The organism is Schumannella sp. 10F1B-5-1 (assembly GCF_006517535.1).
Classification (GTDB): domain Bacteria; phylum Actinomycetota; class Actinomycetes; order Actinomycetales; family Microbacteriaceae; genus Schumannella.
In genome coordinates this window covers 117,411-143,915 of record NZ_VHQH01000040.1, presented here as the reverse complement: position 1 = coordinate 143,915, position 26,505 = coordinate 117,411, and the positions used below count along the sequence as shown (strand labels likewise).

General features: G+C 71.8%; 20 protein-coding genes. 9 read left to right on the top strand and 11 right to left on the bottom strand.

From position 1 onward, the window contains the following. Positions 1 to 6 precede the first annotated feature (6 nt). Positions 7 to 2,715, bottom strand: coding sequence for an Rne/Rng family ribonuclease (locus FJ658_RS14145; RefSeq protein WP_141146035.1), 2,709 nt, complete (start codon positions 2,713 to 2,715; stop codon positions 7 to 9). A 419-nt stretch (positions 2,716 to 3,134) separates the two neighbouring features. Here FJ658_RS14145 and FJ658_RS14140 point away from each other — a divergent pair, with 419 nt between their 5' ends. Next, the gene (locus FJ658_RS14140; protein ID WP_141146034.1) at positions 3,135 to 3,746 is read left to right on the top strand and encodes a vitamin K epoxide reductase family protein; all 612 of its coding nucleotides are present in this window, start codon (positions 3,135 to 3,137) and stop codon (positions 3,744 to 3,746) included. Between the two features lie 113 nt (positions 3,747 to 3,859). Then, positions 3,860 to 4,714 carry a thioredoxin domain-containing protein gene (locus tag FJ658_RS14135; RefSeq protein ID WP_141146033.1) on the top strand — a complete coding sequence of 285 codons (855 nt, stop codon included), beginning with the start codon at positions 3,860 to 3,862 and terminating at the stop codon, positions 4,712 to 4,714. A 636-nt stretch (positions 4,715 to 5,350) separates the two neighbouring features. Here the strand turns inward: FJ658_RS14135 and ndk are convergent. Genes ndk through ileS form a run of 4 tightly spaced genes read right to left on the bottom strand, consistent with a single transcriptional unit; the run spans position 5,351 to position 10,876 of the window. Next, the gene (gene ndk, locus FJ658_RS14130; RefSeq protein ID WP_141146032.1) at positions 5,351 to 5,773 is read right to left on the bottom strand and encodes a nucleoside-diphosphate kinase; all 423 of its coding nucleotides are present in this window, start codon (positions 5,771 to 5,773) and stop codon (positions 5,351 to 5,353) included. Then, entirely contained in the window at positions 5,770 to 6,207 is a 438-nt protein-coding gene (locus FJ658_RS14125; protein WP_141146031.1) for a DUF4233 domain-containing protein, read from the bottom strand. The genes ndk and FJ658_RS14125 overlap by 4 nt, the downstream gene beginning before the upstream one ends. Then, positions 6,204 to 7,583, bottom strand: a complete 1,380-nt coding sequence (locus FJ658_RS14120; protein ID WP_141146185.1) for a folylpolyglutamate synthase/dihydrofolate synthase family protein — start codon at positions 7,581 to 7,583, stop codon at positions 6,204 to 6,206. The genes FJ658_RS14125 and FJ658_RS14120 overlap by 4 nt, the downstream gene beginning before the upstream one ends. Positions 7,584 to 7,591: 8 nt before the next feature. Continuing rightward, the gene (ileS, locus tag FJ658_RS14115) at positions 7,592 to 10,876 is read right to left on the bottom strand and encodes an isoleucine--tRNA ligase (RefSeq protein WP_141146030.1); all 3,285 of its coding nucleotides are present in this window, start codon (positions 10,874 to 10,876) and stop codon (positions 7,592 to 7,594) included. Positions 10,877 to 11,173: 297 nt separating this feature from the next. Here ileS and FJ658_RS14110 point away from each other — a divergent pair, with 297 nt between their 5' ends. Next, positions 11,174 to 12,556, top strand: coding sequence for an MFS transporter (locus FJ658_RS14110; protein WP_255447748.1), 1,383 nt, complete (start codon positions 11,174 to 11,176; stop codon positions 12,554 to 12,556). A gap of 118 nt (positions 12,557 to 12,674) precedes the next feature. Next, positions 12,675 to 13,784: a hypothetical protein gene (locus tag FJ658_RS14100; RefSeq protein WP_181408462.1), complete on the top strand. Its 1,110-nt coding sequence runs from the start codon at positions 12,675 to 12,677 to the stop codon at positions 13,782 to 13,784. A gap of 120 nt (positions 13,785 to 13,904) precedes the next feature. On the opposite strand, the gene FJ658_RS14095 is transcribed toward FJ658_RS14100, so the two are convergent. Beyond that, complete coding sequence (locus tag FJ658_RS14095) at positions 13,905 to 14,876, bottom strand: serine protease (RefSeq protein WP_141146027.1); 972 nt, start codon at positions 14,874 to 14,876, stop codon at positions 13,905 to 13,907. A 334-nt stretch (positions 14,877 to 15,210) separates the two neighbouring features. Between FJ658_RS14095 and valS the strand changes: the two genes are divergently transcribed. From valS to FJ658_RS14080, 3 genes are read left to right on the top strand one after another with little or no spacing between them, the layout of a single operon-like run. After that, positions 15,211 to 17,820: a valine--tRNA ligase gene (gene valS / locus FJ658_RS14090; RefSeq protein WP_141146026.1), complete on the top strand. Its 2,610-nt coding sequence runs from the start codon at positions 15,211 to 15,213 to the stop codon at positions 17,818 to 17,820. Further along, positions 17,817 to 18,329, top strand: coding sequence for a GNAT family N-acetyltransferase (locus FJ658_RS14085; protein WP_141146025.1), 513 nt, complete (start codon positions 17,817 to 17,819; stop codon positions 18,327 to 18,329). The genes valS and FJ658_RS14085 overlap by 4 nt, the downstream gene beginning before the upstream one ends. Positions 18,330 to 18,389: 60 nt before the next feature. After that, a complete protein-coding gene (locus FJ658_RS14080) occupies positions 18,390 to 18,638 on the top strand; it encodes a hypothetical protein (RefSeq protein ID WP_141146024.1) in 249 nt (82 codons plus the stop codon). 54 nt (positions 18,639 to 18,692) lie between these two features. On the opposite strand, the gene FJ658_RS14075 is transcribed toward FJ658_RS14080, so the two are convergent. Next, the gene (locus FJ658_RS14075) at positions 18,693 to 18,926 is read right to left on the bottom strand and encodes a hypothetical protein (RefSeq protein WP_141146023.1); all 234 of its coding nucleotides are present in this window, start codon (positions 18,924 to 18,926) and stop codon (positions 18,693 to 18,695) included. A gap of 2 nt (positions 18,927 to 18,928) precedes the next feature. Next, positions 18,929 to 19,630 carry a transcriptional regulator gene (locus FJ658_RS14070; RefSeq protein ID WP_141146022.1) on the bottom strand — a complete coding sequence of 234 codons (702 nt, stop codon included), beginning with the start codon at positions 19,628 to 19,630 and terminating at the stop codon, positions 18,929 to 18,931. Between the two features lie 93 nt (positions 19,631 to 19,723). On the opposite strand from FJ658_RS14070, the gene FJ658_RS14065 reads away from it, so the two are divergent. Further along, entirely contained in the window at positions 19,724 to 21,754 is a 2,031-nt protein-coding gene (locus FJ658_RS14065) for a M3 family metallopeptidase (protein ID WP_141146021.1), read from the top strand. Between the two features lie 276 nt (positions 21,755 to 22,030). Here the strand turns inward: FJ658_RS14065 and FJ658_RS14060 are convergent, their stop codons facing one another. The 3 genes from FJ658_RS14060 to clpX all read right to left on the bottom strand — a co-directional run bounded on the left by FJ658_RS14060 (position 22,031) and on the right by clpX (position 25,621). After that, positions 22,031 to 23,050, bottom strand: coding sequence for an LLM class flavin-dependent oxidoreductase (locus FJ658_RS14060; protein WP_141146020.1), 1,020 nt, complete (start codon positions 23,048 to 23,050; stop codon positions 22,031 to 22,033). A gap of 83 nt (positions 23,051 to 23,133) precedes the next feature. Then, positions 23,134 to 24,285 (bottom strand): benzoate/H(+) symporter BenE family transporter, encoded by a 1,152-nt coding sequence (locus tag FJ658_RS14055; RefSeq protein WP_141146019.1) that lies wholly within the window; start codon positions 24,283 to 24,285, stop codon positions 23,134 to 23,136. 58 nt (positions 24,286 to 24,343) lie between these two features. Then, complete coding sequence (clpX, locus tag FJ658_RS14050; RefSeq protein ID WP_141146018.1) at positions 24,344 to 25,621, bottom strand: ATP-dependent Clp protease ATP-binding subunit ClpX; 1,278 nt, start codon at positions 25,619 to 25,621, stop codon at positions 24,344 to 24,346. Between the two features lie 168 nt (positions 25,622 to 25,789). Between clpX and FJ658_RS14045 the strand changes: the two genes are divergently transcribed. After that, positions 25,790 to 26,494: a hypothetical protein gene (locus tag FJ658_RS14045; RefSeq protein WP_141146017.1), complete on the top strand. Its 705-nt coding sequence runs from the start codon at positions 25,790 to 25,792 to the stop codon at positions 26,492 to 26,494. The last annotated feature ends 11 nt before the right edge of the window (positions 26,495 to 26,505 follow it).

The window sequence follows — 26,505 nt, the reverse complement described above, 5'->3', positions numbered from 1 at the left end:
CCGCGTCTACTCCGTCGGCGGCGTGACGACCGCGCCGGCCGAGCCCGCACGGCGCGAGCCGCGACCGCGGCCCTGACCGGGCTGCTTCGGCTCGGGCAGCGCATCGAGCACGGAGTCGAGGATGTCCTCGGCGTCCTTCGTGCTGATGCGGCGCGCGTTGCGCTTCGCCTTGACGACCGGCAGGTCGAGGATCTTCACGGCCGCCTCGGCCGCCGCACCGGCGGCCTGCTCGGCCAGCTCCGACTTCGGCTCGGCGACGGGAGCCGCGGTGGCCTCCGGCGCCGGGGTCGAGGTGGATGCGCCGCTCGCGGCGCCCGCGGCGCCCGCGCTCGCGGAGGTCGTCGCATCCGCCGGCTTCTCGCCCGCCTCGCCGCCCGCGTGGGCCGCCGCGCTGCTCTTGGCGATCAGACCCAGCGCGTTGCGCACGTCGTCGGTGATGGCGTGGGTTCCGCCGTTGGCCTTCGCGGCGCCGCCGTTCTGGCCGCCGTTGCCGCCGCCGTTCTGGCCGTTGCCGTTGCCGCCGCCGTTGCCGTTGCCGCCGTTCGAGCCGCCGCGGCCGCGGCGGCTGCGCGAGGAGCCCTCGCCGCCGTTCTGACCGCCGTTGCCGCCGTTCGAGCCGCCGCCGTTGCCGCGGTGCTTCGTGACCGGGTCGTGGTAGACGACGACGCCGCGGCCGGCGCAGTGCTCGCAGGGCTCGCTGAAGGTCTCGAGCAGACCGAGGCCCAGCTTCTTGCGGGTCATCTGCACGAGGCCGAGCGAGGTGACCTCGGCGACCTGGTGCTTCGTGCGGTCGCGCGAGAGGCACTCGACCAGGCGGCGCAGCACGAGGTCGCGGTTCGACTCGAGCACCATGTCGATGAAGTCGATCACGATGATGCCGCCGATGTCGCGCAGGCGCAGCTGGCGCACGACCTCCTCGGCCGCCTCGAGGTTGTTCTTGGTGACCGTCTCCTCGAGGTTGCCGCCCGAGCCGACGAACTTGCCGGTGTTGACATCCACGACCGTCATCGCCTCGGTGCGGTCGATGATGAGCGATCCACCCGAGGGCAGCCAGACCTTGCGGTCGAGGGCCTTCTCGATCTGCTCGCTGACGCGGAACTCGTCGAAGGCGTCGCGGTCGCCCTCGTAGCGCTCGACGCGGTCGACCAGGTCGGGCGCGACGGAGCCGAGGTACTTGTGGATGGCCGCCTGCGCGTCGTCGCCGGCGATGACCATGCGCTGGAAGTCCTCGTTGAAGACGTCGCGCACGATCTTGATCAGCAGGTCGGGCTCGCTGTGCAGCAGGGTCGGCGCCTGGCCGATCTCGACCGCGCGCTCGATCTCGGCCCACTGCTGGGTGAGTCGCTGCACGTCGAGGGTGAGCTGCTCCTCGGTGGCGCCCTCGGCGGCCGTGCGCACGATCACGCCGGCGTCGTCGGGCAGCACCTCCTTGAGGATCTTCTTCAGTCGCGCGCGCTCGGTGTCGGGCAGCTTGCGGCTGATGCCGTTCATCGAGCCGCCGGGCACGTAGACCAGGTAGCGGCCGGGCAGGCTGATCTGGCTGGTCAGGCGGGCGCCCTTGTGGCCGACCGGGTCCTTCGTGACCTGCACGAGCACGCGGTCGCCGGGCTTGAGCGCGAGCTCGATGCGGCGGGGCTGGTTCTTCATCTCGGGATCGGACTGCACCGCATCCCAGTCGACCTCGCCCGAGTACAGCACGGCGTTGCGACCGCGGCCGATGTCGACGAAGGCGGCCTCCATGCTGGGCAGCACGTTCTGCACGCGACCCAGGTAGACGTTGCCGATCAGGCCGGAGTCCTGCGCGCGGGCGACGTAGTGCTCGACGAGCACGCCGTCTTCGAGCACGGCGATCTGCGTGCGGTTGTTGGCCTCGCGCACGACCATCGCCCGGTCGACGCTCTCGCGGCGGGCGAGGAACTCGGCCTCGGTGATGACCGAGCGGCGGCGACCGGCGTCGCGGCCGTCGCGGCGGCGCTGCTTCTTGGCCTCGAGACGGGTCGAGCCCTTGATGCGCTGCGGCTCGGTGATGGGCGGGGGCGGCGCCTTCTGCTGACGCTGCTGCTGGCCGCGCTGCGGCTCGTCGCCGTCCCGCGCGTCCTCGCCGCCACGGCGACGGCTGCGGCGACGGCTCGTGCTCGAGCCCGTGCTCTGCTCCTGCTCGTCGGACGCGCCGGAGCCGGCGGGACCGTTCCCGCCGCCCGGCTGCTCGTCACGGGCGCCGCGCGTCGGCGGAACCCAGGTCGGCAGGTCGGGAGCGCGGAACAGCAGCGAGGTGCTCGTGACCGCGCCGTCGAAGAGCGACTGCGGGGTGGCCGGGGCCTCGGGCTCGGGCTCGGGCTCGGGCTTCGACTCGGCCGGCGCGGCGGGCTCGGGCTCGGCCGGGGCGGCGGGCGTCTCGACCGGCGCCGCGTCGGCGACCGGCTGCTCGAGCGGGATGTCGAGGGCGGGCTGCTCGCTCGGCGCCTCGGCAGCGGCCGGGTCGGCGGCAGGCGTCGGCTCCTCGACGGTGCGGATGCTGTCGAGCGCGTCGTCCAGCTCGGCCAGCGCGGCGGCGGGCGCCTCGGTCGGCTGCTCGGCGGCCGGCTGCTCCGTGCCGGTCTCGGCGGCCGGCGTGGTCTCGGCGCCGGTCTGCGGTGCTGCGGTCTCGGCGGTCACGCGACGCGATCGGCGCACGCCGAACAGTCCGCGCCCCTTGGGCTTCTCTTCATCCACCATCGCTGGTGTCTCCTCGTCGGAGGGGCGACCGCGCCACCCGTCCGGGTGCTCCTGTTCGGCGGGCCCTCGGGTCCGCCGGAATCCTTTGTCATGGTCTACGGCGACGTGGCGCGGGGCGCGGTCTCGCCGTCGGCGCGCTGTCACCACGCCTCGGAACTGGCATCCGACGCGGTGCGGTCATCGCACTCGCGGCCCGGTTCGGTTCGGCGCTGCGCTCGGGGGCGCGGCCCCGGGACCCTGCCCGGTAAGCATTCATCGTCGCCGAGCGCGGCTCAGCGACGTGTTCAGAGTAGCCCAGAACGCGCATCCGATCGGGCAGGGGCGCGCTCGCAGGCTCGGTGCTCGCCCGGAAAACGGGTGACCCGACCGGTTCGGCGACGCTCGGACGGCGCTCGGCGACCGCGTGCGAGGATGCGAGGGTGACCGACACCGTCGCCGAGGCCTCGACCTCGCGCCGCCCCTGGATCCTCGCCGTCTTCCTGATCGTCGCCGGCGCACTGGGGTGGTGGGCCGCGTTCAGCCTGACCATCGACAAGTTCCTGCTGCTCGAGAACCCGGATGCGGCGCTCTCGTGCAACGTCAGCGCCTTCGTGCAGTGCGGCAAGAACCTGGACTCGTGGCAGGGGTCGGTGTTCGGGTTCCCGAACCCGCTGATCGGGCTAGGCGGATTCGCCGCGCCGATCGCCGTCGGCGTCGCCCTGCTGGCCGGCGCGCGATTCGCCCGCTGGTTCTGGGTGCTGTTCAACATCGGCATCGTCGGCGCCCTGGCGTTCGTGATCTGGCTGATCTCGCAGAGCTTCTTCGTGCTCGGCACGCTCTGCCCCTGGTGCGCCCTTGTCTGGAGCGTCACGATCCCGCTGTTCTGGGCGACGACAGTGCGCAACGCCCGCGAGGGCGTCTTCGGCGACGGGCTGCGACGCGTCGGACGCGCTCTCACGCCGTGGCTCGTGCCGATCACCGTCGCCTGCTACCTGATCGTCATCGTGATCGGTCAGACGCGGATCCCGATCGTGCAGTCGCTGTTCCTCTGACTCGGGATCCCTCTCGCTCGGGATCCCTCTCCCTCGGGATTCCTGCGGCTCGGGATGACGCGGTGTCGGCGCGTTCCCAGCAAGCCGACACCGCCCTCCCCTAGGTTGACGGCGTGCCGGAACGTCAGACCAAGAAGCAGCGCATCGAGGAAGCCCGCGAGGCCGCGCGTCTCGCCCGCGAGAAGCGCGAGAAGCGGCAGAAGCTCCTGAAGGTGCTCGTGCCGAGCATCGCGACGCTCGTCGTGCTCGGCATCGCCGCCCTGATCGTCGTCGTCGTGATCGCGACGATGCCGAAGCCCGCCTTCCCCGGCGGCCCCAAGAACATGGCGAGCGACGGCATCCTGTTCCAGGGCGACGGCACCAGCTCTGAGGTCGTCAACACGGCCGCCCTGAAGAAGGGCGACAAGCCGAAGGCGACCGAGTTCCCGGCAAACGACGGGCTCGCGCACATCGTCACCTACGTCGACTGGTCATGCCCCGCCTGCAAGTCCTTCGAATCGGCGTACTCCGAGCAGATCGACCAGATCGTCGCCGCCGGTCAGGCCACCCTCGAGGTGCACCCGATCGCGATCCTCGACCACCTTTATTCCGGTTCGCGCTACTCCAGCAGGTCGGCGAACGCGGCTGCGTGCATCGCGAACTTCGCGCCCGAGAAATTCGCCGCAGCACAGACGGCGATGTTCGACGCGCAGCCCGAGAGCGAGACCGGACCCGGTCTCAGCAACGCCGAGATCAAGAAGATCGTGAACAACGCCGGTGCCGACAGCGATGCGATCAATACGTGCATCGACAGCGAGCAGTTCAAGAAGTGGGTCACAGCCGCGACCCAGCGCGCCACGAGCGACGCCGATCTCCAGGGGTCGAACGGATTCTCGACGCCTACGGTGGTCGTGAATGGACAGCGGTGGGACCCGCAGAAGCAGAGCGACTTCGGCCAGTTCCTGGTCAGCGCCGTCTCGGGCGGATGACTTCCGAGAGGTCGGTCATCAGCATCGACCTGCTCGAGATCAACGACAAAAATCTGGCTAGCCCGGATGGTCGGCTCCCACATGAGGGGTAGACAGGTCGTGGCCCGTTAGGGCTTCCACCTGAACCATCAGAGGAGTTTTCTCTTGTCAGTTCTCTTTCGTGTAGTCGGCGCGACCTCCATCGCAGTCGCGAGTCTTCTGGCCGCCCCCGCGGTCGCCACGGCGGCACCGGCGTCGCCAGCGGCGGTCGGATGTGGGTCTTTGCATTACAACCAGCAGAGCGGAGGGGCCACGCTCACCTGCGCTGGGGGCAGCTACCAGTTCCGTGCTGTCGTCAAGTGCAATGCAGTATTCCCCTATACAGGATGGACGAAGTACAGCGCCTGGGACAGCGCCGGCCCGCTCGGCAAGAGCGTGGTCTTCTCAAGTTCGGTGTTCCCGTCGTGCCCCGTTCCGGCGACCTATCAGGCGTACACGCAAACTGTGTAGTCGATCACCGGGGCGGGAGACCTGCCACGTTGCGGCGGCAACCGCACGGTCGTGACCGAGCGCAGCCCTTCGCCCATCAGAACCACAACCGGAAGGGCCCCGCCGCGTGATCGCGGCGGGGCCCTTCTCGTGTCGTCGGCTCGGGGCTCAGCCGAACCAGAGACCGAGCTCGCGCTGCGCCGACTCGGGCGAGTCGCTGCCGTGCACCAGGTTCTGCTGCACCTTGAGGCCCCAGTCGCGGCCCAGGTCGCCGCGGATCGTGCCGGGGGCGGCGCCGGTCGGGTCGGTCGTGCCGGCCAGCGAGCGGAAGCCCTCGATCACGCGGTTGCCGGCGATGCGGATCGCGACGACCGGCCCCGACTGCATGAACTCGACGAGCGGCTCGTAGAAGGGCTTGCCCTGGTGCTCCTCGTAGTGGGCGGCGAGCAGGTCGAGGCTCGGCTCGACCAGCTTGATGTCGACCAGCTGGTAGCCCTTCGCCTCGATGCGGCTGAGGATCTCGCCGGTCAGGTTGCGGGCGACGCCGTCGGGCTTGATCAGCACGAGGGTCTCTTCGACGGGGGTGGTCATGCGGTCGTGTCCTTCCGAGAGGGGTGGATGGAGTTGTGCTGCGCCTGCGCGCGCTCGATGCGCCGCGCCTTGACGAAGCACCAGATCCAGATGCCGACGAAGATCGCGCCGACGATGAACATCGACGGGTCGAGGAAGCCGCAGGCGAGCAGAGCCACCTGCAGTGCCCAGCCCAGGTACTCCGCCCACTTGTGGCGGGTCTGGCTGGCGACGATCAGCAGCACGACGATGAACGCCGCTCCCCCGCCGAGCGCGACGCCGGCGGGCAGCGAGCGCAGGCCGAACAGGGCGAGCGTGGCGAAGATCAGCATGACGGCCTCGAGCACGAGGGCGACGGCGAACAGCGACTCGCGCACGCCGCGCTCGCGACGCGGGCGACGGCCCGGTGCGACGGCGCCGGCTCCCCCGGCGGCCCCGGCTCCGCCGCGGCTCACGGCTTCCACTCCTCGGCCTCGGCGAGCGCGATGACGTCGCCGACGAGCGTGATCGAGCCCGCCACGACGACCGCGCGGCGCGGCGACTCAGCGGCCCAGCCGCGCGCCTCGCGCAGCGCCGCCTCCACGTCGTCGACGACCTCGCGCGGCACGCCGGTCTCGGCGACCAGGGCATCCAGCTCGTCGGCCGCGATCGCGCGCTCGGAGCTCGAGCGGGTCACGACGAAGCGGGTGGCGACGGGCGCGAGCTCGGCGAGGATGCCGTGGGCGTCCTTGTCGGCGAGGATGCCGACCACGATCGCCAGCTCGTCGAAGTCGAAGTACTCCTGCAGCGCCGCGGCGAGCGCGCGGGCGCCGTGCGGGTTGTGGGCGGCGTCGACGAGCACGGTCGGCTCGATGCCGACCAGCTGCAGGCGGCCGGGCGAGGTGGCCTCGCCGAGGCCCTGCGCCAGCACGTCGGCGTCGAGCGCCCGGCTGGCGCCGCCGAGGAAGGTCTCGACCGCGGCGACCGCGACGGTCGCGTTCTGCGCCTGGTGGTCGCCGTAGAGCGGCAGGAAGACGCCCTCGTAGCGCCCGGCCCGCCCGCGGATGTCGAGCAGCTGCCCGCCGACCGCGACGGTCGTGGCCTCCAGAGCGAAGTCCTGCATCTCGATCGTGACCGGCGCCTCGAACTGGGCCGCGCGGGCGCGGATCTCGTCGAGCGCCTCGATGCGCTGCATCGCGGTCACGACCTCGGCGCCGGGCTTGATGATGCCCGACTTGGTGCGCGCGATCTCCTCGATCGTGTCGCCGAGGCGCGCCTGGTGGTCGAGGGCGATCGGTCCGAACACGGCGACCTGCGCATCCGCCACGTTCGTCGAGTCCCACTCGCCGCCCATGCCGACCTCGAGCACGATCACGTCGACGGGGGCGTCGGCGAAGCAGGCGAAGGCCAGCACGGTCAGGGCCTCGAAGAAGGTCAGCGGGGGCTCGCCGTTCGCCGTGAGCTCCGCATCCACCATCAGCAGGTAGGGGCGGATGTCGTCGCCGCCGGCCGCGAGGGCCGCGTCGCCGATCGGCTCGCCGTCGATCATGATGCGCTCGTTGACGCGCACGAGGTGCGGGCTGGTCAAGAGGCCCGGCTTGAGTCCGCTCGCGCGCAGCAGCGACTCGATCATGCGGCTCGTCGACGTCTTGCCGTTGGTGCCGGCGATCGTGATGACGGGCGCGGAGTTCTGCGGGTCGCCGAGCAGCTCGAGGGCACGACGGGTCGGCTCGAGCCGCGGCTGCGGGTTCGCCTCGCCGATGCGGTCGAGCAGCTCTTGGTAGAGGGCGTCGGCCGCGGCGCGGTCCTCGGGGCTGCCGCCCGAGGCTCCGCCCGCTCCGCCGCCGGTCACGTCGTCGCTCACGCGCGGGCCACCTGGATGCTCACAGTCCGATTGTCGCCCACCTTGGCCTCCGAGACCGCCGCATCCTCGGCCACGGCCGCCGTCTCGGGCAGCGCGGTGAGGTCGAGCGCGAGCGTCTCGCCGCGGATCAGGTCGGCGTGCGCGAGCACGGCGCGGGCCGCGTCGGCGTCGCCGGAGACGACCAGGCGGATGCGGTCGCTCACCTCGAAACCGGCGTCCTTGCGGGCCTGCTGCACCGCGCGCACGACGTCGCGGGCGGTGCCCTCGGCCTCGAGCTCGGGCGTCAGCGCGGTGTCGAGCACGAGGAAGGCGTCGCCCTCGAGTGCCGCGTAGGCGCGGTCGTCGCCGCCCTCGGGCAGCTCGAGCACGAGCTCGTACTCGCCCGCCTCGAGCGGGGTGCCGTCGACGACCACCGTGCCGTCGGCCTCGCTCCAGTCGCCGGCCTTGGCGGCCTTGATGATGCGCTGCACCTCCTTGCCGAGGCGCGGGCCCAGAGCGCGGGCGTTCACGGTGAGGCGACGGGCGACGCTCGCGCCGGCGAGCTCGTCGACGAAGGTCACGCTCTTGACGTTGAGCTCATCGCGCAGCACGTCGGCGAAGGCCTCGAGCCCCGCCCCCGCGCCGACGACCGTCAGCCCGGCGAGCGGCAGGCGCACGCGCAGCCCGCTCGCCTTGCGCAGCGCCAGACCCGACGAGGCGATCGCACGGATGCGGTCCATCGCGCTCACGAGCTCGGCGTCGGCCGGGAAGGCGGCCGCGTCGGGCCAGTCCTCGAGGTGCACGCTGCGCCCGCCGGTGAGGCCCTTCCAGATCTCCTCGGTCACGAGCGGCAGCAGCGGGGCGGCCACGCGGGTGACCGTCTCGAGCACCGTGAAGAGCGTGTCGAAGGCGTCGTGGTCGTCGCCCGACCAGAAGCGGTCGCGGCTGCGGCGCACGTACCAGTTCGTCAGCACGTCGCCGAAGTCGCGCAGCGCCTGCGCGGCGAGCGGGCTGTCGAGCGCATCCAGGTGCGCCGTCACCTGCTCGACCAGGTCGCGGGTCTTCGCCAGCAGGTAGCGGTCGAGCTCGTTGGGCGAGTCGGTGCGCCAGCGGGCCTCGTTGCCCGAGCCGGCGGCACCCGCATCCGCCCCCGCGCTGTTCGCGTAGAGGGTGAAGAAGTAGTAGGTGCTCCACAGCGGCAGCAGGAACTCGCGCACGCCCTGGCGGATGCCCTCCTCGGTGACGACGAGGTTGCCGCCGCGGATGACGCTCGACGCCATCAGGAACCAGCGCATCGCATCCGCGCCGTCGCGGTCGAAGACCTCGCTGACGTCGGGGTAGTTGCGCAGGCTCTTCGACATCTTCTGCCCGTCGCTGCCGAGCACGATGCCGTGGCTGATCACGTTCGAGAACGCCGGACGGTCGAACAGCGCCGTGGCGAGCACGTGCATGACGTAGAACCAGCCGCGGGTCTGGCCGATGTACTCCACGATGAAGTCGGCCGGATTGTGCGACTCGAAGAACTCCTGGTTCTCGAACGGGTAGTGCACCTGCGCATAGGGCATCGATCCCGAGTCGAACCACACGTCGAAGACGTCGCTGATGCGGCGCATGGTCGACTGCCCCGTCGGGTCGTCGGGGTTCGGCCGGGTGAGGTCGTCGATGAACGGCCGGTGCAGGTCGACCTCGCCGGCGTCGTTCGTCGGCAGGCGGCCGAAGTCGCGCTCGATCTCGGCGAGCGAGCCGTAGACGTCGAGGCGCGGGTAGCGGCTGTCGTCGCTCTTCCACACCGGGATGGGCGAGCCCCAGAAGCGGTTGCGGCTCACCGACCAGTCGCGGGCGTTCGCGACCCACTTGCCGAACTGGCCGTCCTTGACGTTCTCGGGCACCCAGGTGATCTGCTGGTTCAGCTCGCCCATGCGGTCGCGGAACTCGGTCACGCGCACGAACCAGCTCGACACCGCGCGGTAGATGAGCGGCTTGCGGCAGCGCCAGCAGTGCGGGTAGCTGTGCTCGTAGCTGCGCTCCTGCAGCAGGCGCCCCTCGGCGCGCAGCAGGCGGATGAGCGGCGTGTTCGCGTCGCTCCACAGCTCGCCGGCGACCTCGGCGACGGCGGGCAGGAAGCGGCCCGCGTCATCCAGCGACAGGATGACCGGGATGCCGGCCTCGGCGCAGGTCACCTGGTCGTCTTCGCCGTAGGCGGGCGCCTGGTGCACGATGCCGGTGCCCTCGCCGGTGGCGACGTAGTCGGCGACGAGGATGCGCCAGGCGGCCTCCATGCCGGGGGCGTCGGCGTAGTGGTCCCAGAGGCGGTCGTAGTGCACGTCGCCCAGCTCGGCGCCGAGGATCGTGCGCTGCACGGCGGCCTGCGCGGCCGCGGCGTCGGCGTAGCCGAGCGGCTTGGCGTAGGCGGCGACCGTGTCGCCGGCGAGCAGGTACAGCGACTGGCCCTCCGCCGCGCCGTCCGCGGCGCCATCGGGGCCCGCGGGCACGACGACGTAGGAGATCTCGGGCCCCACGGCGAGCGCCGCGTTGGTCGGCAGCGTCCACGGCGTCGTCGTCCAGGCGACCGCCTTCACCGCGGTCAGGCCGAGCGCCTCGGCCTTCTCGCCGACGAGCGGGAAGGTCACCGTGACCGACGGGTCCTGGCGCATCTTGTAGACGTCATCGTCCATGCGCAGCTCGTGGTTCGACAGCGGCGTCTCGTCGTTCCAGCAGTAGGGCAGCACGCGGAAGCCCTCGTAGGCGAGGCCCTTGTCCCAGAGGCGCTTGAACGCCCAGAGCACGCTCTCCATGAACGTCACGTCGAGCGTCTTGTAGTCGTTCTCGAAGTCGACCCAGCGCGCCTGACGCGTGACGTAGTCCTGCCACTCCTGGGTGTAGCGCAGCACGCTCTCGCGCGCCTTCGCGTTGAACGCGCCGACGCCCATGGCCTCGATCTCGTCCTTGGTCGTGATGCCGAGCTGGCGCATCGCCTCGAGCTCGGCGGGCAGGCCGTGGGTGTCCCAGCCGAAGCGGCGGTGCACCTGCTTGCCGCGCATGGTCTGGTAGCGCGGGAAGAGATCTTTGGCGTAGCCGGTCAGCAGGTGCCCGTAGTGGGGCAGGCCGTTCGCGAAGGGCGGGCCGTCGTAGAAGACCCACTCCTCGCATCCCTCGCGCTGCTCGACGGAGGCGCGGAAGGTGTCGTCACCCTTCCAGAAGGCCAGGATGCCCGACTCGATCTCGGGGAAGCGCGGGCTGGCGGGAACGCCGGCGGGCGTCGAGTCGACGGAGCCATCGTCCGAGGAGGTGCGGGGGTACATGCGCGGTCCTTCATGCTGCTGATTCGGCTCGGCCTCGTGGGCCGATCTGTCTCGCACGAGGACGACTTGCGCCGCGGTACCACCTCGCTTGCCGCATCCCTGCGACCGCTCGTCTCGGCTGTGACGGGCCACCCGCTCGGGTCTAGTGGATGCGCGCCCGCCGACTCGCGCCGGATGCCGTGCACCGTTCTTCCGAGGGCTCCCCGGTGATAGCCGGATCGACGCCTGTTCCGCGATTCTACGCGCAGTCGTCACACACGCGGGAATGCGCGGGGCCGCCAGTAGGCTCCACTTCCTGTGACCGATATCCACGGCGGCAAAGTGCCCACCGCCGACCTCGACCAGAACCCGCTCGGATCCCCGGATTCCTCCGCCCCGCAGGGAGTCTCCGGCTCCCCCGACCGCCGCCCCGCGCGGCGGGCAGTGTGGGCGGCCTTCCTCGGCAGCTCGCTCGAGAGCTTCGACTTCTATCTCTTCGCCTACTTCAGCGCCTTCTTCGCGGCGAGCGTGTTCTTCCCCGAGGAGGACCCCTTCGTCGGGCGGCTGCAGGCCTTCGCCCTGTTCGCGCTGAGCTATGTGGTGCGTCCGCTCGGCGCGATCCTGTTCGGCTGGGTCGGCGACCGCCTCGGCCGCCGGCAGACGCTGCTCATCACGATCACCCTGATGGGCGTCGCGACCGGCGCGATCGGCCTGCTGCCCGGCTACGACTCGATCGGGGTCTGGGCGCCGCTGCTGCTCGTCGTGATCCGCCTGCTGCAGGGGCTGTCGCTCGGCGGCGAGTGGGGCGGCGGCATCCTCGTCGCCGTCGAGCACGCCGAGCCGAAGCGCCGCGGGCTCTACGCCGCGCTGCCGCAGCTCGGCTCGCCCGTCGGCACCGGCCTCGTCGCGACTCTCGTGATCGTGCTCTCGGCCGTCATGCCCGCCGAGGATCTGGCGGCGTGGGGCTGGCGCATCCCGTTCCTGCTCGCCTTCCCGCTGCTGCTCGTGTCGCTCTGGCTGCGCCTGCGCATCGACGAGACGCCGCTGTTCAAGGCCCTCGTGGCCGAGGACCGGCTCGAGCGCGTGCCCGTGCTGTCGGCCTTCGCGAAGCACCCGCTCGCGATGATCGTGGCGATCGGCGCCGCGCTGCTCGGCATCGGCTCGTACTCGCTCATGAACACCTACACGCTGAGCTACGGCGTGACGGTGCTCGGCTTCGACTACAGCCAGCTGTCGCTCGCCACGCTGATCGGCAGCGCGCTGCAGCTGATCACGATCCCGCTGTTCGGCGCCTGGGCGAACCGCATCGGCTCGGCCCGCGTCGTGCTGATCGGCGCGATCGGCACGCTCGTGATCGCGTTCCCGCTCTACTGGACGCTGCAGTTCGCGACCTTCCCGATCCTGGTCGGCACGATGATCGTCGGCGGCATCCTGCCGACGCTCGCCTGGGCCGGTCTCGGCGGGCTCATGGCCGACATCTTCGGCGGGCCGATCCGCTACAGCGCGCTCTCGATCGCCTACGCGATCGCGGCGACCGTGTCGGGCTTCATCCCGCTCATCACGACGGCGATCGGCCAGGCCAGCGACAACGCCTGGTGGCATCCGGGCATCGTGCTCGCCGTGCTCTCGGCGCTCACGCTCGTGTCGGCGGTCTTCGCCGCCCGCTGGCGTCGCCCCGTCGACAGCCTGCTCGAGGCGTAGCCGCGAGGTCATCCGCCCGGATGACGCTCCCGTCCGCGCCGCGTGCCGATTCCGGTGCGCGGCGCGGACGCTCATAGGCTGTCGGCGACCTGCCGCGGGGCGGGAGCACGGAGACACCATGAGCGACGGACGCACGCCGCACGACGACGATCCGCTGGGCCTCGGCTTCGGCCAGGATGCCGACAGCGGCGCCGACACCGGTGCCGACGGCGCCGCCGCCGCACCGCGCGGCGAGGAGCCGCCGCCCACCGAGCCGCTCGCCGCCGGCGACCGCCCGTGGACCCCGGCTGCCGGCACCGCGGCGCAGCCCGGCGCGGGTGACGACCCCTTCCCGTGGCTCAGCGATGCCGCGGGCGCCGGGGCGGGCGCGCACGACCCGCTCTCCGCTCCCCCGCCCGCCGCTCCGGAGGCTCCGCCCGCCGGCTCCGACGACGTCACGCAGGTCTTCGGCGCCGTGCCGCCGGCCGCCCCGCCGCCCGCGCCGCCGACGCAGGGAGCCACCACGGTCTACCCGACCGGCTACGAGCCGGCCGGCGCCGCCGCGCCCGCCACGACGCGGTTCGACCCGAACCTGTTCACCCCGCTCGCCAGCACCGGCGGCGACGATGACGGCGGAGACGACGACAGCGGACCCTCGAAGAAACCCCTGCTGATCCTCGGCATCGTCGGCGGCGTGCTCGTGCTCGCGATCGTCGGCCTGCTGCTCGTGCTGTTCACGAGCGGCGGCGGCGACAAGGGCAAGGATGAGGCGGGCGAGGTCTCGTCGAAGCCGTCGACCTCGCGCTCGGCCTCGACCAGCGCCTCGCCGTCGAAGAGCGCCTCGGCCTCACCCAGCGCGACCCCGAGCGAAGCGCCGTCGAGCGCGCCGCCCACGACCGCGCCGCCGACGCAGGCGCCGGCCGCGCCCGTCATCACCTCGTTCACCGCGAACCCGACTCAGGTCGTCTGCGCCGCCGCGTCCGGCACCACCGACGTGCAGCTCAGCTGGGGCGTGCGCAACTCGGAGTACGTCTCGATCGACGGCGCCGAGCCCCGCCCGGCGTCGGAAGGCGGCCGTCAGGTCGGCTTCGACTGCTCCAAGCCCAGCCAGACCTACACGCTCACCGCCTATGCGATCGGCGGCTCCGCCACCGTGCAGAAGACCGTCACCGTGACGGGGACGGTCAGCGCTCCCCCGAGCGACCCGGCCGACCCGGGCGCGGGCACCGGCGGCACGACCACCGGCTGAGTCGCGCATCCACTGATCGGCGGCGCGAGCCGCACGCACATAGCAGGGCGCCCCGGATGTGATCACCCGGGGCGCCCTCTCTCATCCCCCGATCAGAGGGTCACGGCCGAGACGCCGTGGTCAGGCGTTCGAGGCCGCCTCGTACGCGCCCTGGATGACCGAGCCCCAGTACGGCCCGAACATCGTGTCGGCGACGTTGTCGTAGCCGAAGCTGTTGACCGAGTTCTGCGTTCCGCCCGAGCCGGTGCCGAGGAACCAGGGTCCGCCCGACGAGCCGCCCGTCATGTCGCAGTCGATGCCCTGCGAGTCCGACTGGCCGTAGGGGTCGTCGACCGACGAGGAGTCGGTGCACGACTTCAGCGTCTCGCCATTGAACGGCGACGCAGCCGGGTAGCCGTAGGCGCTGTAGCCCTCACCGCGGGCCTGGTTGAAGGCGACGCTCGACGAGCCGACCTCATCGGCCAGCGTGCCCGAGCCCGACACGACCGCGAAGCCGGTGTCGTAGGTGATGTCGCCGCCGCTCGTCCACTGCGTCGGCGCGTAGAGGTCGGTGGCGGTCCACTGGCCGTAAGGCGCCGAGCCGTTCTCGTAGGCGGGCACGAACGTCCAGTTGGTGGCGAAGGATCCGGGGCCCTCGTTCACGCAGTGGCCGGCCGTCGCCACGACGCTGCCGTTGCTCGAGCTGATCGAGTTGCCCGAGCAGACGTAGTCGCTGCCGCCGAGGGTGAAGAACACCTTGCCGATGTGCGACACCGGCGACTCGGAGGCGGCCATCGGCACGACCGCCGCCTGGCCGGCGTAGGTCGTCGCGGTCCCCTTGGCCGGGGCCGCGGTCGAGGCGGTGCGGCCGCTGGAGCTCAGGGTCTCCTCGATGGGCGTCGCGGAGAGCATCCGGTCGGCCGTCCAGTAGGCGGCGGTCGAGGCCGCCTTGGTGCTCGGCACCGCGTAGTGCGCGACCTGCGCGCTCACGTCGGTGGCCTTCGGTCCGGCCGGCGCGGCCTGCGCGCTCGCCGCTCCCATGGCCGCGATGGCGGCGCCGCCCAGCAGCAGCGCCGCCGTGCTCGCCCCGATACGGAACTTCGTCGTCGTCATGTCTCCCCAATCTCGGACAACGGTCCTGTCGAACCCCCGGGGATGACGTGCCCGCCTGGTCAGAGCGGCCGCGCTTCCCGAGGCCACCTCGCTATGAGGTTCCTCAGAGCCTGGCGGCGGTGAGGGGATTCCCAGACGCTTCCTCGGACTCCGAAGGGACTCTTGTGAAGATCGAGAAACGTGGCCCCCGAATGGGTGACACGCGATAAGATTTCGCCGCTCGACGCCGAGCCGATCTCGACTCCGCCGCGCGAGTAGACTCCTCGGGACCTCACACTCAGGCACCTCACCACGCGACTCGGTGCCGCACATATCGATCCGAATCGGAGCCCTCATGTCCGACGCGCACGGCATCCCCGCGACCGGCGACAGCCGCATCCCCGACCGTCCCGCCCTCGAGGGCCTCGAGCCGAAGTGGGACGCCGCCTGGGCCGAGAACGGCACCTACGCCTTCGACCGCGCCGCCGCTCTGGCCGCCGGCACGGAGAGCGTCTTCGCGATCGACACCCCGCCGCCGACCGCCTCGGGCAGCCTGCACATCGGGCACGTCTTCAGCTACACGCACATGGACCTGGCGGCCCGCTTCAACCGCATGCGCGGCAAGCACCTCTTCTACCCGATGGGCTGGGACGACAACGGCCTGCCCACCGAGCGCCGCGTGCAGAACTACTACGGCGTGCGCTGCGACCCGACGCTGCCCTACGACGCCGCCTTCACGCCCCCGCAGGAAGGCGGCGACGGCAAGAGCAGCAAGGCCGCCGACCAGCAGCCGATCTCGCGCCGCAACTTCATCGAGCTGTGCGAGCGCCTCACCGCCGAGGACGAGAAGCAGTTCGAAGACCTCTGGCGCAAGCTCGGCCTCAGCGTCGACTGGGACCTCACCTACCGCACGATCGGCGACGAAGCCCAGCGGGCCGCGCAGCGCGCCTTCCTGCGCAACCTCGCCCGCGGCGAGGCGTACCAGGCGGATGCGCCCACCCTGTGGGACGTGACCTTCCGCACCGCGGTCGCCCAGGCCGAGCTCGAGGAGCGCGACCAGCCCAGCGCCTACCACGGGCTCGCCTTCCACCGCCCCGACGGCGGCACGATCGAGATCCAGACCACCCGCCCCGAGCTGCTGCCCGCCTGCGTGGCGCTGGTCGCGCATCCCGACGACGAGCGCTACCAGCACCTGTTCGGCACCACCGTCACGACGCCGCTGTTCGGCGTCGAGGTGCCCGTGCTCGCGCACCACCTGGCGCAGAAGGACAAGGGATCGGGCATCGCCATGATCTGCACCTTCGGCGACACGACCGACGTCACCTGGTGGCGCGAGCTCGACCTGCCCAACCGCACCGTGATCGGCTTCGACGGCCGCCTCGTGTCGGAGGCCCCCGCCGCCGACCTGTTCACCGACGCCGGTCGCGCCGCCTACGCCGAGCTGGCCGGCAAGACCGTGTTCAGCGCCAAGGCGCGCATCGTCGAGCTGCTGCAGGAGTCGGGCGAGCTCGTGGGCGAGATCAAGAAGATCCAGCACCCGGTCAAGTTCTTCGAGAAGGGCGACCGTCCGCTCGAGATCGTGTCGACGCGCCAGTGGTACATCGTGAACGGCGCCCGCGACGAGGCGCTCAAGCAGCGCCTGCTGGATGCCGGCAAGCAGATCTCCTTCCACCCCGACTTCATGCGCGTGCGCTACGAGAACTGGGTCAACGGCCTCTCGGGCGACTGGCTCATCTCGCGCCAGCGCTTCTTCGGCGTGCCGATCCCGGTCTGGTACCCGCTCGACGCCGACGGCAACCCCGTGCAGGGCTCGCCGATCGTGCCGAGCGAGGACGCGCTTCCGGTCGACCCCTCGAGCGACACCGCCCCCGGCTACGACGAGTCGCAGCGCGGCGTGCCCGGCGGCTTCGCCGGCGAGCTCGACATCATGGACACCTGGGCGACCTCGTCGCTGACCCCGCAGATCGCCGCCGGCTGGGGCACCGACCCCGAGCTGTTCGGCCTCGTGTTCCCCTACTCGCTGCGCTCGCAGGGGCAGGACATCATCCGCACCTGGCTGTTCTCGACCGTGCTGCGCGCGCAGCTCGAAGAGGGACAGATCCCGTGGACGAACGCGGGCATCTCGGGCTTCATCGTCGACCCCGACCGCAAGAAGATGTCGAAGTCGAAGGGCAACGTCGTCACCCCGGCGGCCATGCTCGACGACCACGGCTCGGATGCGGTGCGCTACTGGGCCGCGTCGTCGCGCCTCGGCACGGATGCGGCCTTCGACCCGCAGAACCCGAAGCAGATGAAGATCGGCCGCCGCCTCGCGATCAAGGTGCTCAACGCCGCCAAGTTCGTCTACTCCTTCCCGTTCGACGAGGCCACGGCCGGCGTGAGCGAGCCGCTCGACCTCGACGTGCTGGCCGAGCTGGCGCGCGTGGTCGAGCTCTCGACCGCCGCCTACGAGCAGTTCGACCACGCCCGCGCGCTCGAGCTCAGCGAGCAGTTCTTCTGGACCTTCTGCGACGACTACCTCGAGCTCGTCAAGGAGCGCGCCTATACGGGCACCGGGGCCGCGCAGGCGAGCGCGGTGACCGCGCTGCGCGCCGCCGTCGACGTGCTGCTGCGCCTGCTCGCGCCGGTCATCCCCTTCGCGACCGAGGAGGTGTGGTCGTGGACGCACGAGGGCTCGATCCACACCGCCGCCTGGCCCGCCGCGGCGGAGCTGCGCGCGCTCGGTGCGACCGAGCCGAGCGGACTGCTGCCGGCCGTGAGCGCCGCGCTGATCGGCATCCGCCGAGCCAAGACGGATGCCAAGGCCTCGCAGAAGACGCCGGTCACCTCGGCGACGCTGGCTGGCCCGGCTCTGCTGGCCGGCGCGGCCGACGACCTGCGCGCGGTCGGACGCATCGCCGAGCTCGCGCTCGTCGAGGCCGACGAGGTGGCCGTGAGCGACATCGTGCTGGAGGAGCAGGCGTGAGCGCGTCCGGGCTGACGATCCGGCCGATCACACCCGACGACCTCGCCGCCTGGCGCGAGCTGTTCCGCGCGTACGGCGAGTTCTACGAGACCGCGTTCGACGACGCGCAGCTCGACCACGTGGGCGCGCTGCTCGTCGCCGAGGGGTCGGGGATCGACGCGCTCGTCGCGGTCGAGGGCTCGGGCGATGACTCGGCAGAGGTCTCGGCTGACGGCTCGGGCGAGGCGGATGCCGTGATCGGCTTCGCGCACTACCGCTCGTTCCCCGACACCTTCAGCACCCGCCGCGACTGGTTCCTCGACGACCTCTTCGTCGACCCCGCCGCCCGGGGCAACGGCGCGGCCACGGCGCTCATCGAGCGACTCGGCGAGCTGGCCCGCGACGGCGCCGAGCCCGGCCAGGGCGGCACGCTGCGCTGGATCACGGCCGCGTCGAACGAGCGCGCCCAGCGCGTCTACGACCGGATCGCCCAGCGCACGACCTGGGTCACCTACGAGGTGCGGCTCTAGCCGGCACCGCGACGGCGGCGTGCGACGCAAGCCGTCCGCGTCACGAGGAGAGGAGCATCCATGCAGCTCGGAACCCGCTGGAGCGTGGGCGGCGACGTGCCGCCGCGCCTGCCCGAGGCGGTCGTCGCCGCCGTGCGCTCGGTCGAGGCCGAGCGCACGGAGCAGGGCGTCGACACCGCCGTGTGGCGCTGGACACTGACCTGGCTCGAGGGCCGACCCGTCGTCGAGCTCGACGACGGCACGACCATCCGCTACTCCCCCGCCGCCGACGCGGCGACGATCGAGGAGCCGCAGCCCGAGGACGGCTGACGCCGGCTCGGCAGACAGAGACGTTCGGCCGTTCGGCCGCTCGCCGGCTCGGCGTCAGCGGCGCAGGAACGCCCGCTGCAGCTCGGCGCGGCGCTCGCGCTCGACGCGGGCCAGCGCGTTCCCGCGCAGCAGCGCGGCGTCGGCGATCGTGCGGGCGGCTCGCTGCTCGTGCTCGGCGGCGCGGTGACGCGCCCAGGCGGTCAGCGCGACGCCGAGGCGGTACACCGCCAGGGTCGCTCCGCCGCGCGGACGCACGCCGTAGGCGGTGGTGTGGATCGCGGCGCTCATCGTCATCCCTCCTCTCCGGAGTCGTCGGTCGTTGTCGTGTCGTCGGTCGCGCCCGAGTCGTCGGGCAGCACGTCGCCGCCCATGATCGGGAACACGTTCAGCTGCGCCTGCACCGGGCGCGAGCCCGGCTCGGTGCTGTCGCGGTAGGTCACGACGAACTCGTCGACGACCTCCATGAGCCGCTTGCTCAGCTGCGCCAGCTGCGGGCCGGTGAGCCGCAGGTTCGCGGTCGAGATCGTGGCGCGGTCGATCCACTTCTCGCCCAGCTCGTCGCCGTGAGTCAGGAAGTCGTCGAGCAGGCGACGCCGGCTGCGCTCCCACTCGGCCTGGATGAGCTCGCTCGCGGCGCGCATCCCGCCCCCGGCCCGGAAGGCGTCGGGGTCGAGCGAGATGCCGCCGGGAACCCGCTGCCACCAGCGCTCGCGGCCGGTCCCCCGACCCTCGACCTCGCGCACGAAGCCGTGCTTCTCGAGCTGGCGCAGGTGGTAGCTGGTCGAGCCGCTCGACTCGCCGAGCCGCTCGCCCAGCCCGCTGGCCGTGGCCGGGCCGAAGGTCGAGAGCGCATCCACGATCGCGACCCGCAGCGGATGCGCGTAGGCCTTGAGAGCGGTCGAGTCGAGTGTGCGATCGCTCGGCCGGTCGGGCCCGGCGTTCGCGGCGTTCTCGACGGGCGCGCCGTCGGCCGGGGTCGTTGCTTCGGTCATGATCCAAAGATACCTCTGCAAAGTTTTCTTTGCAACATTTCATTTGCAACGGTTTCTTTGCACGCCGATCGGATGCGGTTCTAGGGTGGAGAGATGACCACCCCCTTCTCGCAGCCGAGCACCCTCCCCTACGGTCTCCCGCCGTTCGCCGACATCCGCGACGAGCACTTCGCCCCCGCCTTCGACGAGGGCATGGCCGAGCAGCGGGCAGAGGTGGTGAACATCACGCGCGTGCGGTCGATGCCGACCTTCGAGAACACGATGGAGCCGCTCGAGCGCTCGGGGCGCATCCTCGACCGGGCTCTGCACGTGTTCTTCAACAAGTCGTCCTCCGACTCGAACGACGCCACGAACGCGCTCGAAGAGGAGTACGCGCCGAGATTCGCCGCCCACCAGGACGCGATCAAGCTCGACGGCGAGCTCTACTGGCGCATCCGCACCCTCTGGGAGGGCCGCGACGGCGCGGACTGGACGCCCGAGCAGCGCTACCTCGTCGAGCGCTGGTACACCGAGATGACGCTCGCCGGCGCCGCTCTCGACGACGCCGCGAAGGCGAAGCTCGGCGAGCTCAACGCGCGTCTCTCGACGCTGACGACGAAGTTCGAGAAGAACCTGCTCGCTGACACCAACGAGCTGGCCGTCGTGATCCGCGACCGCGCCGAGCTCGCCGGCCTCGGCGAGGGCGAGATCGCCTCCGCCGCCGAAGCCGCCCGCGAACGCGGCATCGAGGATGCCTGGCTGGTCGCCCTGCCGCTCTTCACCGGTCACCCGTGGCTCGCCTCGCTGACCGAGCCGGAGGTGCGCGAGCGCATCATGACCGCGTCGCGGTCACGCGGCATCCACGGCGGCGAGCACGACAACCGCGAGGTGCTGCTCGAGATCGTGCGACTGCGCGCCGAGCGGGCCGAGCTGCTCGGCTTCGCCAGCCACGCCGCCGCCGTGACCGCCGACCAGACCGCGCGCACCCCCGAGGCGGTCGCTGACATGCTCGGCCGCCTCGCCCCCGCCGCCGCCCGCAACGCCCGCGCCGAGCAGCAGGCGCTCGAGCGCCTCGCCGGTCAGCCGATCGGGGCGCACGACTGGGCGCTGTTCACCGAGAAGGTGCGCGCCGCCGAGTACGACGTCGACACCGCGGCGCTGCGCCCGTGGTTCGAGGCCGAGCGGGTGCTGCGCGACGGCGTGTTCTTCGCCGCCGGCCAGGTCTACGGCCTCAGCTTCACCGAGCGCCCCGACCTGCAGGCGTACCACCCCGAGGCGCGCGTCTTCGAGGTGCTCCAGGAGGACGGCAGCGCCCTCGGCCTCTATGTGCTCGACCTCTACACCCGCGACTCGAAGCGCGGCGGCGCCTGGATGAACCCGCTGATCTCGCAGTCGGAGCTGCTCGGCATCCCGACCTCGATCGTGGTCAACAACCTCAACGTGCCCAAGCCGCCCGCCGGCTCGCCCACGCTGCTGACGCTCGACGAGGTCACCACGCTTTTCCACGAGTTCGGCCACGCTCTGCACGGACTGCTCGCGCACGTCGTCTACCCGCGCTTCTCAGGCACGAACGTCTATCGCGACTTCGTCGAGTTCCCGAGCCAGGTGAACGAGATGTGGATGCTGTGGCCCGAGGTGCTGGCCAACTACGCCAAGCACATCGAGACCGGCGAGCCGCTCGACCAGGGCATCGTCGACCGCCTGCACGCCTCCGAGCAGTTCAACGAGGGCTTCTCGACCAGCGAGTACCTCGCCGCGGCGCTGCTCGACCAGGCCTGGCACCGGCTCTCGGCCGCGGAGGCCGCATCCGTCACCGACGTCGCCGCCTTCGAGGCCGCCGCGCTGGCCGAGGTCGGGCTCGACAACCCGGCCGTGCCCACTCGCTATGCGTCGACCTACTTCGCGCACACCTTCTCGGGTGGCTACGACGCCGGCTACTACTCCTACATCTGGAGCGAGGTGCTCGACGCGGATGCGGTGGAGTGGTTCCGCGCGAACGGCGGCATGACCCGCGCGAACGGCGACCGCTTCCGCGAGTTCGTGCTCGGCGTCGGGGGCTCGCGCGACCCGCTCGAGGCCTACCGCGAGTTCCGCGGCCGCGACGCCGAGCTCGCGCCGCTGCTGAAGCGCCGCGGGCTCGAGTAGGCCCGGGCCCGCGCCGGGCCGCCCGCACCGGGCCGCTCGCACCGGGCCGCTCGCACCGGGCCGCCCGCGCCGGGCCGCCCGCCGACCGCTCGCGTCTTCCGCGGCCGTGACGCAATTCAGCACGGATTCGGCCGTGGGGCCCGCACGGGGCGCCACAGCGAATCCGTGCTGAATTGCGTCACCCACCACCCCACAGTGCCGACGCAACTCAGCACGAATCGACCGCGACGCCCCGCGCGGGGCGCCAGCGCGCATCCGTGCTGAATTGCGTGAGGGTCAGGCGGACGTGACCGGCTGCGGGGCGAGCGCCTGCACCGTGTCGAGGCGATCGCTCAGGCGCGAGCCGTGCACGGCGAGCACGAGCTCGTCCGCGCCCGTGCGCTCGACCAGCGCGTCGAGGGCGGCCCGCACGGTCGATGCGGAGCCGACGGCCTGCTGGGCGAGCCGCGCATCCACCCACGCGGTCTCCGCGTCGGTCCACGGGTGCTGCTCGGCCTCCTCGATGGTCGGGATGCGCGCCGGCAGCCGACCGGAGCGCATCCGCAGCTGCACCAGAGCCTGGGGCAGCGCACGGCGGCGCGCCTCGGCGTCGTCGGGGCCGACGGTCGTCGCGACCGCGAGCATCGACCGCGGCTCGCGCAGCACGACCGACGGCGTGAAGGCGCGCCGGTAGAGCTCGAACACGACGTCGGTCATCTCGCCGCCCGCGAAGTGGTGGGCGAACGCGAACGGCAGCCCCATCGCCCCGGCGAGGCGGGCGCTGAAGTCGCTCGAGCCGAGCAGCCAGAGCTCCGGCGCATCCCCCATGCCCGGGATCGCGACGATGCGACCGCCCTGCCCGCTCTCGAGCGGCGGGATCGTGCCGAAGTAGGCGAGCAGCTCGATCACCTGATTCGGGAAGTCGTCGACCGTCTCGGCGCCGACGTTGCGGCGGATCGCCGCCGAGACGGTCGGGTCGGTGCCCGCCGCGCGGCCGAGCCCGAGGTCGATGCGGTCGCCGTGCAGCGCGACGAGGGTTCCGAACTGCTCGGCGATCACGAGCGAGGAGTGGTTCGGCAGCATGACCCCGCCCGAGCCGACCCGGATGCGCTCGGTCGCCGCGGCGACGGCGCCGATCAGCACGGCGGGCGCCGAGCTCGCGATCGAGGGCATGCCGTGGTGCTCGGCGACCCAGAACCGCTCGTAGCCGGCGGCATCGGCGGCCTTCGCGACCGTGATCGTGTCGGCGAGGGCGGAGGCGTGGTCTCCGCCGCTGACGATGGGGGCGAGATCGAGGATCGAGAGGGGAACGCTCACCCGGTCTGCAACGCCCGGGGCCCGCTCACGATTCCGTGCGGGGTCCCCCTGCCGTGCCGGCCGCGACGGCGTCGCACCGTGGCTCAGCGCTCCGCGCGGCGTCGCCCCAGATTCAGCACGAGCATCATGACGCCGCCGACCACCAGCCCCAACACGGCCGAGCCGATGCCGCCGACCGCCACGCCCGACGCCACCACGAGGAACGTCGCGATCGCGACGACACGGTGCCGCGCATCCTCGAGCGCCCCGACGACGGCCGTGATGAGGGCTCCGAGCAGCGCGAGGCCTGCGGCCGACTCGATCAGCACCGGCGGGCTGGCCTGCACGAGCGCCGCGGCCACGCCCGCCCCGAACCCGATGGCGAGGTACAGGATGCCGCCGGTCAGCGACGCGATCCAGCGCCGGTCGCGGTCGGGATGCGAGTCGGGCCCCGCCATGATCGCCGCCGTGAGCGCCGACAGGTTCACCTGGAAGCCGCCGAGCGTCGCGCCCGCGGCCGACACGATGCCGGTCGACGCGAGGATCGTGCGGGTCGGCGCCTGCGGGTAGCCGAAGGTCGAGAGCACCGTGAATCCGGGAATCTGCTGGCCCGCCATCGTGACGAGGTAGAGGGGCACGCCGATGCCCACGATCACGGCCGGATCGAAGGTCGGGGCCGTGAACGTCAGCACCGGGGCGAGGTGCGCGCCGTCGGTCCATGACGGCCCGGCGGCGACGAGCACGGCGACCGCCGTCGCCGCGACGGCGCCGGGCACGGCCCAGCGCGGCGCGAGGCGACTGAGCAGCAGCCAGATCACGATCGGCGGCAGCGCCAGCAGCGGATGCTCGACCGTCGCCTGCACGGGCGAGATGCAGATCGGGAACAGGATGCCCGCGAGCATCGCGCTCGCGATCGGCTTCGGGATGCTCGTCGCCATGCGCGCGAGCCACGGCCAGAAGCCGGTGATCACCATGAGCGCCGACGCGACGAGGAAGGCTCCGACCGCGGCGGAGTAGTCGCCCGTCGTGGCTCCGGCCGCGACGAGCACGGCCGCGCCGGGCGTCGACCAGGCGAAGGAGAGCGGGAGACGGAACCGCAGGCTCAGCACGATCGCCAGCAGCGCCTGCCCGAGGCACAGCACGAGCAGCCCCGACGAGGCCTCTTCCGGCGTCGCGCCGACCGCGGTCAGCCCCGCGATGACGAGCGCGAACGACGACGCGAAGCCCGTGACAGCGCCGACCGTGCCCGCCGAGATCGGCTGCAGCAGTCCGGCGCCCGCCGGGCGGCGGGCGGAGTGCTCGCTCAGCCGAGCCTCAGGCGGACTTCTCGGCGCGACGCGGCTGACGCGGCACGATCGTCGGCGCCGCGTTGCTGCTCACCACATCCCGGGTGATGACCACGCGGGCCACGTCGTCGTCGCTGGGCACATCGAACATGATCGGCCCGAGCACCTCTTCGAGGATCGCGCGCAGACCACGTGCGCCGGTCTGCCGCAGCACGGCCAGGTCGGCGATCGCCTCGAGCGCGTCGTGCTCGAACTCGAGCTCGACGCCGTCGAGCTCGAACATGCGCTGGTACTGCTTCACGAGCGCGTTCTTCGGCTCGGTCAGGATCTGCATGAGCGCGTGCTGGTCGAGCGGCGATACCGTCGTGACGACGGGCAGACGGCCGATGAACTCGGGGATGAGGCCGAACTTGTGCAGATCCTCGGGCAGAACCGAGCTGAACAGGGTCGCCTCGTCGCGCTTCGAGTGCAGCGGGGCGCCGAAGCCGATGCCGCGCTTGCCCACGCGACCCGAGATGATGTCCTCCAGCCCGGCGAAGGCGCCGGCCACGATGAACAGCACGTTCGTCGTGTCGATCTGGATGAACTCCTGGTGCGGGTGCTTGCGGCCGCCCTGCGGCGGAACCGAGGCGACCGTGCCCTCGAGGATCTTCAGCAGCGCCTGCTGCACGCCCTCGCCCGACACGTCGCGGGTGATCGACGGGTTCTCGGCCTTGCGGGCGATCTTGTCGACCTCGTCGATGTAGATGATGCCGGTCTCGGCGCGCTTGACGTCGTAGTCGGCGGCCTGGATGAGCTTCAGCAGGATGTTCTCGACGTCTTCGCCGACGTAGCCCGCCTCGGTCAGGGCCGTCGCATCCGCCACCGCGAAGGGCACGTTGAGGCGCTTCGCCAGCGTCTGGGCCAGATAGGTCTTGCCGCAGCCGGTCGGGCCGATGAGCAGGATGTTGCTCTTGGCGATCTCGATGTCGTCGAGCACCGCGTCGGCGCTGACCAGCTGGCCGCGCGCGCGGATGCGCTTGTAGTGGTTGTAGACCGCCACCGACAGCGCCCGCTTGGCGGGAGCCTGACCGATCACGTACTCCTCGAGGAAGTCGAAGATCTCGCGCGGCTTGGGCAGGTCGAACTCGCTCGAGGCCTCCTCGCCGGCTTCGGCCAGGCGCTCCTCGATGATCTCGTTGCACAGTTCGACGCACTCATCGCAGATGTAGACGCCGGGACCGGCGATCAGCTGCTGCACCTGCTTCTGCGACTTGCCGCAGAAGGAGCACTTGAGCAGGTCGGCACTCTCACCGATGCGTGCCATCCAGGTCTCCCTCCCCGAACTGTTCCCCGAAGCCTAGTCCGGAACGGCGATCGGGGCGTGCACCCCGTCCTGGTGGGGCGTCATGGGGTGTCGTCACACTCTTAGACTGGATGCGACGGCCGACATCCCGGTCGCGACACCCCGAACAGCGAGCCCGAGAGGCCCGACATGTCGACCGCCCTGCAGTCCCGTGCGGCGCGCACCGCGCGCGGCACGCTCGCGGGCACGACGGCGATGCTGATCGCGGCGGTGTCGCACGGCGCCGGCGGGGCCGACCTGCCCGGATGGCTCGCGATCGCGGTCGGGCTGGTGTTCGCGATCCTGCTCGGCACCCTGCTGACCGCCCGGCGCCCCTCGCTGCCGCGGCTGCTGGCGATCGTGCTGCCCAGTCAGGCGGCGTTCCACTACCTCTTCGTGCTGCTCGGCGGACCCGGGGTCGTCGCCGCGGCGCACGTGCACGGCGACGCGGCGACGCGCGAGGCCGTCGCGGGGCTGACGGGCGCGGCGGCCACCGGAGCTGCCGGCTCCGGCTCGGTCTCGCACCTCGTGCACCTCACCGAGCCGCGGATGCTGGCCGCCCACCTGGTGGCGGCGGTCGCCACCGTCGTGCTGCTGCGCTGGGTCGAGCAGGCGCTCTGGACGCTGCTCGTGCGCCGCGCATCCCTGCTCGCGCTGCCGGCGGCCCGCGTCCTCAGCGCGCTGCGGGCCATCGCCGCCCAGGCGGCCGACCTCGTCGCCGCCCGCGCGGCCGCGCTCGCCCGGGCCCGCGCCGCGCGCCTCGGCCACGACGCGGGCGTCGTGCAGCGGCTGCGCTCCGCCCTGCTCACCCGCACGACCCCGCTCCGCGGACCACCCGCTCTCCCGTTCGTATGACCCCGCCGCCG

Coding starts and splice junctions, on each gene's coding strand:
- FJ658_RS14145 (WP_141146035.1), bottom strand. CDS start 2,715: ATGGTGGATGAAGAGAAGCCCAAGGGGCGCGGACTGTTCGGCGTGCGC.
- ndk (WP_141146032.1), bottom strand. CDS start 5,773: ATGACCACCCCCGTCGAAGAGACCCTCGTGCTGATCAAGCCCGACGGC.
- ileS (WP_141146030.1), bottom strand. CDS start 10,876: ATGTACCCCCGCACCTCCTCGGACGATGGCTCCGTCGACTCGACGCCC.
- FJ658_RS14100 (WP_181408462.1), top strand. CDS start 12,675: ATGAGCGACGGACGCACGCCGCACGACGACGATCCGCTGGGCCTCGGC.
- FJ658_RS14095 (WP_141146027.1), bottom strand. CDS start 14,876: ATGACGACGACGAAGTTCCGTATCGGGGCGAGCACGGCGGCGCTGCTG.
- valS (WP_141146026.1), top strand. CDS start 15,211: ATGTCCGACGCGCACGGCATCCCCGCGACCGGCGACAGCCGCATCCCC.
- FJ658_RS14080 (WP_141146024.1), top strand. CDS start 18,390: ATGCAGCTCGGAACCCGCTGGAGCGTGGGCGGCGACGTGCCGCCGCGC.
- FJ658_RS14075 (WP_141146023.1), bottom strand. CDS start 18,926: ATGAGCGCCGCGATCCACACCACCGCCTACGGCGTGCGTCCGCGCGGC.
- FJ658_RS14070 (WP_141146022.1), bottom strand. CDS start 19,630: ATGACCGAAGCAACGACCCCGGCCGACGGCGCGCCCGTCGAGAACGCC.
- FJ658_RS14065 (WP_141146021.1), top strand. CDS start 19,724: ATGACCACCCCCTTCTCGCAGCCGAGCACCCTCCCCTACGGTCTCCCG.
- clpX (WP_141146018.1), bottom strand. CDS start 25,621: ATGGCACGCATCGGTGAGAGTGCCGACCTGCTCAAGTGCTCCTTCTGC.
- FJ658_RS14045 (WP_141146017.1), top strand. CDS start 25,790: ATGTCGACCGCCCTGCAGTCCCGTGCGGCGCGCACCGCGCGCGGCACG.